Below are 12,719 nucleotides of genomic sequence, written 5' to 3'. Positions count from 1 at the left end.
CGCGACGTTTCCGTCGTAGCGAGCCGCCCATTATAGCCGGCTTTTCCGTTTCGTCAATACCCCGTTTCGAGGAAGTTGACTCAACTGCTTCTCCGTAAGCCCGAAGGCATCTCGTTGAAGCGAGCCGCCTACTTTAGCAGGCTTTTCGTTTCCGTCAACACCTTTTTGCGAGGCGATGACTTCGAACTTTCCCTGCGCTGCGCCTCTTGCGAGGCCCCTGCGTCAGGGGAGGGAAAGTATGTGCTTCTTTCGCGGCTTTGTGAAGGGGGTGTGGAGGCTTTTTCTTACTTTTTTTGGGCGGCCTGTTTTGAGGCCGCCCAAGGCGGTGAGGCAGTGCCTGCTCCCCCTACACATATAAGGAGCGCTACGACCCTCCCCTCACCCCAACCCCTCTCCCGCTTGCGGGAGAGGGGTCTTTCTGCCGCGAGCCGGGAGATCACGAGCCCGGAGATCCCTGGCGTGCTGGGTTCGGGCTCAGCCGGCGACCAGCAGGACGCGGGCGAAGGTGCGCTTGCCCACCTGCAGCAGGCCTTCGAAGCCCGGCTGCAGGACGGTCTGTGCGTCTTCGATCACTTCGCCATCCACCTTGACCGCACGTTCCTTGAGCTTGCGCGAGGCTTCGGAGTTGCTGGGGGTCAGGCCCGCAGCGGTCAGCAAGGCGCCGATACGCAGGCCTTCGGCCGGCACGGTGACTTCCTGCAGCGGCAGCTGGGTGATGTCGCCCTGCCCGGTCACCGCCGCGTTCCAACCGGCAATGGCCTGCTCGGCGGCGGCGGCATCATGGAAACGGGTAGTCAGTTCGCGCGCCAGACGCAGCTTGATCTCGCGCGGATTGATCGTGCCGGCTTCAACGTCGGCACGCAGCTGCTGCGCTTCGGCAATGGAGATGTCGAAGCTGAGCAGGTCGATCCAGCGCCACATCAAGGTGTCATCCACCTTCATGGTCTTGGTGACGATGTCGATGGCCGGTTCGCTGATGCCGATGTAATTGCCCAGCGACTTGGACATCTTGTTGACGCCGTCCAGGCCTTCCAGCAGCGGCATGGTCAGCACGATCTGCGGCTTCTGGCCGTAGTGCTCCTGCAGGCCACGGCCCATCAGCAGGTTGAACTTCTGGTCGGTGCCGCCGAGTTCGACGTCCGCCTCCAGCGCCACCGAGTCGTAGCCCTGCACCAGCGGGTAGAGGAACTCATGGATGGCGATGGATTGCTGGGCGGCATAGCGCTTGGCGAAGTCGTCGCGCTCGAGCATGCGCGCGACGGTGTGCTGGCCGGCCAGGCGGATCATGTCCGCCGCGCCCATCTTGCCGAACCACTCCGAGTTGAAGCGGACTTCGGTCTTGTCGCGGTCCAGCACCTTGAACACCTGCTCCTCATAGGTGCGGGCGTTGGCGAGCACGTCTTCCTTGCTGAGCGGCTTGCGGGTCAGGCTCTTGCCGGAGGGGTCGCCGATCATGCCGGTGAAGTCGCCGATCAGGAAAATGACCTGGTGGCCGAGGTCCTGGAACTGGCGCAGCTTGTTGAGCAGCACGGTGTGGCCCAGGTGCAGGTCCGGGGCGGTGGGATCGAAGCCAGCCTTCACGCGCAACGGGCGACCACTCTCCAGGCGCTGGCGCAATTCATCCAACTTGAGGATTTCATCGGCTCCGCGGCCGATCATGGCAAGGGCTTCATCAATGGGGGACACGCTAAAACTCCCGGCTTCGCCGTTAAAAACATGAATGGTGTTAAGTGCAAGTTAACCACGCCGGCAGATCGAAAAGCCATATGGCTCAATGGTTTGACGCGGTATTGATAGGTGTCTATGTTACCCCCGTTTGAGCCCGCGCTCCGGGCCGGTCAGAGAAACCACCGATGGCACAATCCGATCATGGCGATGCGCGCAAGCAGCGCATCCAGGAACGACGCAACGTCCTGCACGACACGGCCCTGCATCGGAGGCTCAAGGATCATCTTCCCGCCGCGTTCAACGAACGCTGGACACGGCGCCATTGGATCCACGCCAGCCTGTTCGTGACCATCGGCGCGCTCGCCGCGACGATCGTGCCGGGGTTCTCCAATTCCATCGACAACCCCCTGCCCGCCTCGCATGCCTCGTTGGCGCTGCCCTTGCCGCCGCTGGCGCTGGCACGCCAGGGCGAAACGCCCGGGGACAGCTGGCAGATCCTGCGCGTGCAGCGTGGCCAGACCCTGAGCGACCTGTTCGAAGCGGCCGGCGTGCCGGCCACGGTGATGCACCGCGTGCTGGAACACCCCGGCACCCGCGAGGTGCTGACCCGGCTCAAGCCCGGCACCGAGCTGGCGTTCGACCTGCCGGTGAACGGCAGCCTGCGCACCCTCCGGTTTGACCGTGATGCCAGCCACCGCGTCGAACTCTCCCTGCGCGATGACCAGATCAGCGAGAAGGTGACCGAGCGGGCGACGAGCACCCGGACGGTGGTCGCCAGCGGCGAGATCACCAGTTCGCTGTACGCCTCCGCGCGCCGCGCCGGGCTCTCGCCCTCGGCCATCGCCACGATGACCGACGAGATCTTCAAGTACGACATCGACTTCTCCAAGGACCTGCAGCCGGGCGACCGCTTCAGCGTGGTGATGGACGAGACCTGGCGCGAAGGCGAGCGCATCGACACCAGCAAGATCCTGGCGGCCACGTTCAACACCGGGGGCAAGACCTACACCGGATTCCGCTTCGAGCGCGGCGGCAAGTTCGAGTACTACGACATCAACGGGCGGCCGCTGAAGAAGAGCTTCATCCGCATGCCGATCCCGTTCGCGCGGTTGAGCTCCAACTTCGGCGCGCGCCGGCACCCGGTGCTGGGCACCATGCGCATGCACAAGGGCGTGGACTATGCCGCGCGCACCGGCACCCCGATCATGGCCGCCGGTGATGCCCGCGTGCAGTTCGCCGGCACCCAGCGCGGTTATGGCAACGTGGTGATCCTGGACCACGGGCGCGGCTACACCACGCTGTACGGCCACATGTCGCGCCTGGGCAGCTACCGCACCGGGGCGCGCGTGCCGCAGGGCGCGGTGATCGGCTACGTCGGCTCGACCGGCCTGGCCACCGGCCCGCACCTGCACTACGAATTCCGCGTCAATGGCCAGCACCGCAACCCGCTGTCGGTGACGATGCCGCCGCCGGAACCGCTCAAGGGCGCTGAACTGGCGGCGTTCCGTGCGCAGACCGCGCCGGCCATGGCGCGGATCCGCGGCATGGAGGAAGCCATCTACGCCGATGCCGGCAGCGCCACGCCGGCGCCGACGCAGACCGCCAGCGCGGCAGCACCGACCGGCAAGCGCGGCTGATCCAACCGCCGCGCGTTGACGCCACGGGCAGGGGGCTTGAAGCTTCCCTGCCCGTTTTCATCCGGCTTCCGCCATGACCGCCATTGATCCCCGCCTGCCGTTGTTCCTTGGCCTGATGTCCGGCACCAGTGCCGATGGCATCGATGCCGCGTTGGTGCAGTTCCCGACCGAAGGCGGGTGCCATTTCGTGCAAGGCCATACCCATGACTGGGAGGCGGACACGCGGGCGGCACTGATCGCGTTGGGCCAGGGCCATGAGCCGGACTCGCTGGATACGCTGGGGCAACTGGATGCACAGGTCGGGATGGCGTTCGCCGCGGCTGCCAACCGGTTGCTGGCCAGTGCCGGCGTGGACGCCAGGCAGGTGCGCGCGATCGGCTCGCATGGGCAGACCATCCGCCACCGGCCACTGGCCGCGCCGGGGTTCACCTGGCAGATCGGCGATGCCAACCGCATCGCGGAGTTGACCGGCATCACCACGGTGGCCGACTTCCGCCGCCGCGACGTGGCCGCCGGTGGCCACGGCGCGCCGCTGATGCCGGCCTTCCACCTGGCCATGCTGGGCAGCACCGACGAAGACCGTGCCGTGCTGAACCTGGGGGGCATCGGCAACCTGAGCCTGATCGCCCGCGACGGCAGCCTTCGGGGCTTCGACACCGGACCGGCCAACGCGCTGCTCGATGGTTGGTGCCAACGGCACCTGGGACAGACCTTCGATGCCGACGGCGCGTTCGCGGCCAGCGGCCAGGTCGATGAAGGCCTGCTGGCGCGCCTGCTGGCCGAACCGTGGTTTGCCCTGCCACCGCCGAAAAGCACCGGCCGCGAACAGTTCCACCTGGCCTGGGTGGAGGCGCGCTTCGACGGCCGGCCACTGGCACCGGCCGACGTCCAGGCCACCTTGCTGGAACTGACCGCGGCCACCGTGGCGGACGCGTTGCTGGCCCACCTGCCGCAGGTGCGGCGCCTGCTGGTCTGCGGGGGCGGTGTGCGCAACCCGCAGTTGCTGCGCCGGTTGCAGGCTCGCTTGCCGGGGGTGGTGATCGGCTCCAGTGCCGAACAGGGGCTGGACCCGGATTACATGGAAGCGATGGGCTTTGCGTGGCTGGCGCAGCAGACGCTGGCGGGGTTGCCGGGCAACCTGCCCAGCGTCAGCGGGGCCCGTGGGCCGCGGATCCTGGGCGCGATCCATCCGGCCTGAGGCGGCTTGACTGGGCGGGGATTGCATCCACGCCAATGCGCGGGGGAAGCGCTGCCGGCCAGCCCGCGGGCTACAGGTCGGCGCCGGCGGGCAGTTCGTGCAGGGCCTTGATGGCTTCGGTGAGGACGTCGACTTCGCGGTTCTCGAAGCCGCTGCGGACTTCATGCTCGCTGGAGAACAGCCCCTGTTCGAGCAGGATCAGGCAGGTCTGCTCATGGGTCCAGCCCCGCGCCACCGCCAGACGGCGGATGCGCTCAAACAACAGCGGGTCGATATCCCGCAAGGTCACTTCGGCCATGTCCACCACGTCAACGGTCCGGTGGATCCCCCGGCGGCATCATCAGCGAGGCGGCCGGGGGATTCAATACGAACCGGCCGGCGGTTCAGCCGGCCTCGACAACCCGGGTGGTGGCATCCACCTCGCGGCGCAGCCACCAGGCCATCAGCAGGCCCGGCATGCCGACCACCACCGAGACCAGGAAGAACACCTGCCAGCCATAGGCATCGGCCAGGACACCGGCGAACGGCCCGACGAACACCCGCCCCAGCGTGGCGAAGGCCGACAACAGCGCGTAATGGGTCGCCGAGAAGCGGGTGCCGCACAGGCCACTGAGCAGCGCCACGAACGCCGCCGTGCCCATGCCGCCGGCGAAGTTGTCCAGGCTCAGCGCGAACAGCAGCAGGCCGTCCATCGGCGTGGGCGTGTCCAGGTGCACGATCAGCAGGTTGAAGGCGGGCACTTCCACCGTACCCCAGGCGCCTGCGCCCTCGCGGGCCAGCAGGTAGAACCCCAGGTTGGAGACCAGCTGCAGCACCCCGAAGGCGATCACCGCCGTGGACAGGCGCAGGCGCAGCAGGAAGAAGCCGCCGACGATGGCGCCGACGATGGTCATCAGCAGGCCGATGGTCTTGTTGGCCAGCCCCACCTCGGCCTGGCTGAAGTGCATGCCCTTGAGCAGGAACGGCGTGGACAGGCTCAGCGCGAAGGCGTCGCCGACCTTGTACAGCACCACCAGCGCGAGGAAGGCGCCGGCACCGCGCATGCCGAAATAGCTGCGCAGCGAGGCGTTGAGGGTTTCGAAGCGCACCCAGCGGGTGACCCCCAGGCCCAGCACCATCGCCGCGGCGATCTGGGTGATGACGAACACCAGCCGCACCCAGCGGTCGCTGCTGTCCGGGTCCAGCCCGACCAGCACCAGCAGCTGGTGTGCCAGCCAGGCCCCCGCCGCCACGCCAAGCACCAGCGCCAGGAACCCCCACACTTCACTGCTGGCCTTGGAGACCGGAGCCTTGAAGCGCGCCGGCAGCGGCGGCATCAGCACCAGCGCCAGCACGCCGACCACGGCCGCCAGGCTCGCCATGACCCGGTACACCTGCGGCCAGCTCTGCCATTGCTCGGCCCAGATCAGGGTGATGCCACCGGACAGGACCATGGCCAGTCGATAGCCAAGGACGGTCAGCGAGCCGCCCAGGCCGCGTTCGGCCGGCTGCAGGAGGTCGGTGCGGTAGGCATCGATCACCACGTCCAGGGTGGCCGACAGGCAGGCCACCACCACCGCCACGGAAGCGAACAGGCCCAGGTTGCGCGAGGGCGAGAGTGAACTCATCACCAGCAGCGCCGCGGCCAGGGCGAACAGCATCAGCACGATCCAGCCGCGCCGGCGGCCGAGCAACGGCAGGTCGAAGCGGTCGATCAGCGGCGCCCACAGGAACTTGAACGTGTACGGGATGCCGATCAGGGACAGGAAGCCCAGGGTGACCAGGTCCAGGCCTTCCACCGTAAGCCACGCCTGCATGGCGCCGCCGGTCAGCGCCAGTGGCAGGCCGGAGGCGAAGCCCAGCAGCAGGATCACGAACAGGCGGCGCAGCCGCGGCAGGCCGCGATGCGGGGCCTCCACCAGCGCTTCGGTCACAGGTCGTAGTCCACGCTGAACGGGGCGTGGTCGGAGAATCGCTGGCCGGTGTAGATCGAGCAGCCGCGCAGGCGATCACGCAGCCCCGGGGTGACGAACTGGTAGTCGATGCGCCAACCGACATTGTTGGCCCGGGCCGCGCCGCGGTTGCTCCACCAGGTGTAGTCCTCGCCGGTGGGGTTCAGCGCGCGGTAGGCGTCCACCCAGCCGCGGCCGGTGGCCGGGTCGGCGTGCTCGGGCAGGTCGGCGCACAGGCCGTTCAGCCAGTCGCGCTCCTCCGGCAGGCAGCCGGAGTTCTTCTGGTTGGACTTCCAGTTCTTGATGTCCAGCGCGCTGCGCACGATGTTCCAGTCCCCGCACAGCACGTAGTCCCGGCCGCTGGCCAGCCACTGGTCCAGCACCGGGCGCAGCCACTCCATGACCTCGAACTTGAAGCCCTGGCGCAGCTCGCCGGAGGAACCGGAGGGGATGTAGAAGGACACCACGCTCAGGTTGCCGAAGCGGGCCTCGATGTAGCGGCCCTCGTCGTCGAACGGCGCCCAGCCCAGCCCGGTGCGCACCTCGTCCGGTTCGCGCCGGCTCCAGATCGCCACGCCGCTGTAGCCCTTCTTGGTGATGGCGTCGCGGTAGAAGCAGTGGTGGCCGTCCGGGCGGAACAGCGCGTCGGTCAGCTGCGACTCCTGCGCCTTGGTCTCCTGGATGCAGAGCACGTCGGACTGCTGCCCCAGGAACCACTCGCTGAAGCCCTTGGTGGTTGCCGAACGGATGCCGTTGGCGTTGAAGCTGGTGATACGCATAGCTGGCCTATGTTGTTGTTTTATCGAGCCTAATCAGGCCATCTGGCGCCGATGCCGGCACCGCGGCCGCCTTCAGACCGAAAGAAGCACAAAGAATGGGCATCATGCCTTGCCGCTGCTTTCATTTGCCAGCGCCAGCGGGGCACGACGGCGCAGGGGATGTCGCGCGGGGGCCGCGCCGCTACAGCGGCCACGAAGCATGTGGGAGAGAGAGCAGTATCTATTCAGCGCTGGGGTGAGGAGTCCCATGGATTCCCGCACAGTCCCGCACAGTCCCGCTGAGTCCCGCTGAGTCCCGCTGAGTCCCGCTGAGTCCCGTGGATTCCCGCAGAGTCACATGTACTCCCGATAAGTCCACGGAATAGGTGGATTCCCGCGGGGTCAAACCACGCCTCGCCTGAGGCTGCAGGAGTGGCCAGAGAAAAATCCAAATCAATTCAAATATCTATTCAAATATTTATTCTTGTGCACGTAGAATGATTCCATGAACTCGCCTCCTGCCACGCTTGCGACATTGCTGGCCTATCTTCGCACCCAGTCTTCGGCCAGTGCGGCGGAGATCGGTGCCGCGCTGGGCGTAAGCCAACCCACGGTGTCGCGCCTGATCGCAGCAGCGGCCGACCAGGTAGCCCGTATCGGCAAGGCCCGCAGCACCCGCTATGCGGCCACCCGACAGGTCGGCCGCAACGGCAGCATTTGGCCCCTGTACCGGCTGGATGCGACGAGCAAAGGTGTGCGGCTGGGCCAACTGCAGGCGCTGCACGGCGGCGGCTACCTGTTCATCGCCGATATGCCCTGCCCGGCGTTCTTCATCGGCGATTTCCGTGACGGCCGCTATCCCGGGCTGCCCTGGTTCATCGATGACCAACGCCCGCAGGGTTTCCTCGGGCGCGCGTTCGCACGTCGGATCGCGGATGACATCCACGTGGATGCGGTGCTGGACCACTGGACGCCCGACGATTACGTCATTGCCATCCTGCAGTACGGAACCGACCCACCGGGCGACCTTGTGCTGGGTGATGTCGCCTATCGACGTGCGGTGCAGCAGATCTTCGAGCCCACCCACGTCATTGCGGATGAAGCGCGGGAGCAGGCCTACCTGCACCTGGCGGATGAGGCGATGGCCGGTGACGCGCCGGGCTCCTCGGCCGGTGGCGAACAGCCCAAGTTCACCGTCACCCTGAAGAGCGGCGAGCAGTTGCGCGCAGCCATCGTCAAGTTCAGCGAACGCGCAGACACCGATGCGGCGCGACGCTGGGCCGACCTGTTGCGCTGCGAACACATCGCCGGCCAAGTGATGCGCAAGCACGGCCTGCCAGCAGCCAGCAGCCAGCGCATCGAGGCCGGCGGACGGGTGTTCCTGGAGTCCGAGCGCTTCGATCGAGGCCCGGAATTGTGGCGCCGTGGGTTTGTTTCGCTGGCCGCGCTGGACGCCGATTTCTATGGCCACGGGCGCATCCACTGGTGGCGGTTCGCCGGTCAGCTGCAGCGGGACGGCTGGATCGGCGCGGACGATGCACGCCTGCTGACCATCGCCTCGCTGTTCGGTGAGCTGATCGGCAACACCGACATGCACCTGGGCAATGCGGCGCTGGTGCTGGACGTCGATCGTCCGCTCGCCCTCGCGCCGATGTACGACATGCTGCCCATGCTGTTCCGGCCGGGCAGCGGCGGCGAGATCGTTCCACGCGAGCTCGAGATCCGCCCGCCGCTTCCCGAGCAGCGGGCGGAATGGTTGGCCGCCGCCGCCGCGGCGGAGGACTTCTGGAGCCAGGTGATTGCCTGCCAGCAGGTGACCGAAGGCTTCCGCCCGATCGCACGGCAGGCATGGGCCAAGGTGGCGCGTGCCCGCGAACTGCTGGCCTGAGCCCACCCCGTCCCCCTCAGGCAACCGCCAGCAAGGCCTCCGTCGCCAGCATTCGCCGTAGCCATGCATTAACCTAGTGCCCTTCAAACGACGACTAGAAAGTGGATTTTCATGAGTGACCACCGTTCCCGCTTCCTGCAGCTGGCGCTGAATGCCGACGCCCTGCGTTTTGGCCAGTTCACCCTCAAGTCCGGCCGCTCCAGCCCGTACTTCTTCAACGCCGGCCGTTTCGACACCGGCCTGGCCCTGGCCCAGCTGGGCAACTGCTATGCCGATGCCATCGAGGCGTCCGGGGTGGCCTACGATCAGCTGTTCGGGCCGGCCTACAAGGGTATCCCGCTGGCCACCGCCATCGCCTGCGAGTTCTCCCATCGCGGCCGCGACCTGCCGCTGACCTTCAACCGCAAGGAGGCCAAGGATCACGGCGAGGGCGGCAGCCTGATCGGCGCCGACATGGCCGGCCGCCGCATCCTGATCGTCGATGACGTGATCACCGCCGGCACCGCCATCCGCGAGGCGCTGGCCATCATCCGCGAGGCCAACGGCATCCCGGCCGGCATCGTGGTGGCCCTGGACCGCCAGGAGATCGCCTCGGAAGAAGACCGCCGCTCGGCCGCCCAGGCCGTGGCCGCTGAAACCGGCATTCCGGTGATCGCGGTGGCCAACCTGGCCGACCTGCTTGCATTCGCCTCCGGGAACCCGGAACTTGTCGGCTATCGCGAACCGTTGCTGGCCTACCGTGCCCGCTACGGGAGCAATCCGACAGGCTGATCGCAGGGGGCTGCCATGACGCTGATTCCTTCCCGGACAGGTACCACCGCACTGGCGCTGCTGGCAGCGCTGGCGCTGCCGGTGTCCGCGCAGAACAAGCCGGCCGACGCCGGCAAGAAGCTGTATTGCTGGAACCAGGGGGGCGAACGCATCTGCTCGGACACGCTGCCGAGCGAGGCGGTCAACAGCGCGCGCGAGGAATTCAACGCACGCAGCGGCACCCGCAGTGCCGAGGTCCAGCGTGCGCTCACCGCCGAGGAACGCGCCGATGCGGCACTGGCGCGGGCCCAGGCGGAGGTGGACGCCGCCGCGGTGGAAACGCGCAAGCGCACCGAGCAGGCGATGCTGTCCACCTATGGCAGCGAGGATGCGTTGCGCCGCGTGTTCAACGAGCGCGTCGCCATCGTCGACAACAACATCAAGACCGCGGCCTACAACGTGACCAGCCTGCGCGAAGCGCTGGCGGCGCAGCTGGCATCGGCCGGCAACAAGGAACTGGCCGGGCAGAAGGTGGCCGACAAGCAGGCCCAGGACATCCGCCAGCGCCATGGCGAACTGCTGGCCCAGCTGCGCCTGCAGGGGGCCTTCGAGGCCCAGCGCAGGGCGCTGGACGTGGAGATCGCCCAGACCCTGGCCCGCTACCGTGAGCTCAAGGGCATCACCGCGCCGGCCGACGCGCCGCCGGCACCGGCCGCCGCCCCGGCACCGGCGCAGGGATGACCGACGCGTCCTGAGTCATGTGAACCCAAGCGGCCTTCGGGCCGCTTTTCTTTTGCCCGGCCGAAGGTGCCCGCTCCCCTCGATGGGGTGCATCGCACCCGGCAGGAGCGTGGGGCGCGGTGACCACATCGCGCGCCCTGCCAGACCATGCGGCGTCTTCCCCCCACTTTTTATGCGGTTTTTACGCCAATCCCTGCCCGTCGGCGTCGAACGTTTACGCCCTGCGGGAGGACGATGCCGGCCTTGAACGGGGTGATCGGCGTATCCAAGACCGGTGCCCTGCCCTTCCATCAACGGGCATCGGCCATCCGGTGCCCCTACCGAGGTGTTCCATGCCCGGCTGGCTTTCCCTGTTGTGCGGCGTGGTGGTGCTGATCGCCGCCGCCTACCTGCTGTACGCGGTCCTGCGACCCGAGTCGTTCTGAGGACCGCGCCATGACCGAAACCCTTGTCATCCTGTTGGCCGGCATCGCGCTGGCCTGGCCGTTGGGGCTGTACCTGGCGCGGCTGATGCGCGGCACGCCCATGCGCATCGACATCCTGTTCCACTGGATCGAGAAGCCGCTGTACCGCGTGCTCGGCGTGGACCCGGCCCATTCCATGTCCTGGCGTGGCTACGTGCTCGCCTTCCTGATCAGCAACCTGGTGCTGGCCGTGCTGACCCAGGCGGTGTTCATGACCCAGGCCTGGCTGCCGTTCAACCCGGACAATATCCCCAACCTGCGCTGGGACACCGCGCTGCACACGATGGTGTCGTTCCTGACCAACACCAACCAGCAGCACTACAGCGGCCAGGCACAGCTGTCCTACCTGTCGCAGATGACCGGCATCACCGGCCTGCAGGTGATCACGCCGATGATGGGCCTGGCGCTGGCGGTGGCCACACTGCGTGCGTTGTTCGCCAAGGCACCGGCGGCCACCACCGCTGACACCCATACGCCGGTACGCGTCACCGTCGGCAATTACTACGCCGACGTGGTGCGCCTGTGCCTGCGCTTCCTGTTGCCGCTGTGCCTGCTGTGGGCGCTGCTGCTGACTTGGCAGGGCGTGCCGTCCACCCTGGCCGCGGGCCCGCAGGCCACGCCGATCGATGCCAGCGCCGGCATGGCGACGCAGAAGATCCCGCTGGGCCCGGTGGCCGCGATGGTGGCGGCCAAGCAGTTGGGTGCCAACGGGGGCGGCTGGTACGGCCCCAACAGCAGCGTGCCGCTGGAGAACCCGACGCCGCTGTCCAATGCGCTGGAACTGGTCGGCATTGTGCTGATCCCGATCGCGATCATCTTCATGATCGGCCGCTTCACCGGGCGCCGGAAGTTCGCGGCACTGGTGTTCGGCTGCATGCTCGGCATGTCGCTGCTGTCCACCTTCGCCAGCCTGTGGTCCGAGGGCCACAGCGCCACCGCCGCCAGCGCACTGCTGATGGAGGGCAAGGAAACCCGCTTCGGCGCGGATGGCACCGCGCTGTGGGCCACGCTCACCACCCAGGTGCAGAACGGCTCGGTCAACGGCATGCAGGACTCGATGAGCCCCCTGACCGGCCTGGTATCGCTGGTCAACATGCTGGTCAGCGCGATCTGGGGCGGCATTGGCTGCGGGTTGCAGCAGTTCCTGGTCTACATCCTGATGGCAGTGTTCCTGGCCGGGCTGATGACCGGGCGCACGCCGGAACTGTTCGGCCGCAAGCTGGAAACCCCGCAGGTGCGACTGCTGGCGGTGCTGGTGCTGCTGCAGCCGATCACCCTGCTCGGCCTGACCGCACTGACGCTGGCCCTGCCCGGCCTGGCCGGCACCTCCAACCCCGACTTCCACGGCATCAGCCAGGTGTTCTACGAGTTCACCTCCGCCTATGCCAACAACGGCTCGGGGTTTGAAGGGCTGGCCGACAACACCCTCTGGTGGAACCTGAGCTGCGCGCTGGTGCTGGCCCTGGGCCGTTTCCCCGTGCTGATCATTCCGCTGGTCATCGCCTGCCAACTGGCGGCCAAGCGGCAGGCCCCGCAGAGCGCGGGCAGCCTGCAGATCGAAACCCCGACCTTCGCGCTGACCCTGGTCTGCGTGATCGTCATCCTCACCGTGCTGCAGTTCATGCCGGCATTGGTCCTCGGCCCGGTGGCCGACCACCTGAGCCTGGCACTGCAGGGAGCCTGA

The 12,719-nt window shown here is 67.3% G+C and carries 11 protein-coding genes; 7 read left to right on the top strand and 4 right to left on the bottom strand.

The window, feature by feature from the left end; all coding sequences use genetic code 11:
• Positions 1-474: 474 nt before the first annotated feature.
• Entirely contained in the window at positions 475-1,686 is a 1,212-nt protein-coding gene (gene tyrS, locus AC06FE_RS18980) for a tyrosine--tRNA ligase (protein WP_478073938.1), read from the bottom strand.
• 167 nt (positions 1,687-1,853) lie between these two features.
• On the opposite strand from tyrS, the gene AC06FE_RS18975 reads away from it, so the two are divergent.
• Both AC06FE_RS18975 and AC06FE_RS18970 read left to right on the top strand, forming a co-directional pair.
• Positions 1,854-3,305: a peptidoglycan DD-metalloendopeptidase family protein gene (locus AC06FE_RS18975; RefSeq protein ID WP_132862624.1), complete on the top strand. Its 1,452-nt coding sequence runs from the start codon at positions 1,854-1,856 to the stop codon at positions 3,303-3,305.
• Between the two features lie 73 nt (positions 3,306-3,378).
• Entirely contained in the window at positions 3,379-4,503 is a 1,125-nt protein-coding gene (locus AC06FE_RS18970) for an anhydro-N-acetylmuramic acid kinase (protein ID WP_478073937.1), read from the top strand.
• Positions 4,504-4,573: 70 nt separating this feature from the next.
• Here AC06FE_RS18970 and AC06FE_RS18965 read toward each other — a convergent pair whose 3' ends face one another.
• The 3 genes from AC06FE_RS18965 to AC06FE_RS18955 all read right to left on the bottom strand — a co-directional run bounded on the left by AC06FE_RS18965 (position 4,574) and on the right by AC06FE_RS18955 (position 7,213).
• Complete coding sequence (locus AC06FE_RS18965) at positions 4,574-4,801, bottom strand: hypothetical protein (RefSeq protein ID WP_132862622.1); 228 nt, start codon at positions 4,799-4,801, stop codon at positions 4,574-4,576.
• 85 nt (positions 4,802-4,886) lie between these two features.
• Entirely contained in the window at positions 4,887-6,416 is a 1,530-nt protein-coding gene (locus AC06FE_RS18960; RefSeq protein WP_132862621.1) for an AmpG family muropeptide MFS transporter, read from the bottom strand.
• Positions 6,413-7,213, bottom strand: a complete 801-nt coding sequence (locus AC06FE_RS18955; RefSeq protein ID WP_192288213.1) for an exodeoxyribonuclease III — start codon at positions 7,211-7,213, stop codon at positions 6,413-6,415. Before AC06FE_RS18955 ends, AC06FE_RS18960 begins: the two co-directional genes overlap by 4 nt.
• Positions 7,214-7,697: 484 nt before the next feature.
• Between AC06FE_RS18955 and yjjJ the strand changes: the two genes are divergently transcribed.
• From yjjJ to kdpA, 5 genes are all read left to right on the top strand, one after another.
• Positions 7,698-9,080: a type II toxin-antitoxin system HipA family toxin YjjJ gene (gene yjjJ / locus AC06FE_RS18950; protein ID WP_478073936.1), complete on the top strand. Its 1,383-nt coding sequence runs from the start codon at positions 7,698-7,700 to the stop codon at positions 9,078-9,080.
• A 111-nt stretch (positions 9,081-9,191) separates the two neighbouring features.
• On the top strand, positions 9,192-9,851 hold the full coding sequence (gene pyrE / locus AC06FE_RS18945; RefSeq protein WP_192288215.1) for an orotate phosphoribosyltransferase: 660 nt from the start codon (positions 9,192-9,194) through the stop codon (positions 9,849-9,851).
• A 15-nt stretch (positions 9,852-9,866) separates the two neighbouring features.
• Complete coding sequence (locus AC06FE_RS18940) at positions 9,867-10,571, top strand: hypothetical protein (protein WP_132862618.1); 705 nt, start codon at positions 9,867-9,869, stop codon at positions 10,569-10,571.
• A 332-nt stretch (positions 10,572-10,903) separates the two neighbouring features.
• Positions 10,904-10,996, top strand: a complete 93-nt coding sequence (locus AC06FE_RS18935) for a potassium-transporting ATPase subunit F (protein ID WP_057635969.1) — start codon at positions 10,904-10,906, stop codon at positions 10,994-10,996.
• Positions 10,997-11,006: 10 nt separating this feature from the next.
• Positions 11,007-12,719, top strand: a complete 1,713-nt coding sequence (gene kdpA, locus AC06FE_RS18930; RefSeq protein WP_478073935.1) for a potassium-transporting ATPase subunit KdpA — start codon at positions 11,007-11,009, stop codon at positions 12,717-12,719.

The sequence above is a fragment of the Stenotrophomonas sp. Steno-C18 genome, assembly GCF_056393195.1.
This window is presented reverse-complemented; position numbering and strand designations above follow the sequence as displayed.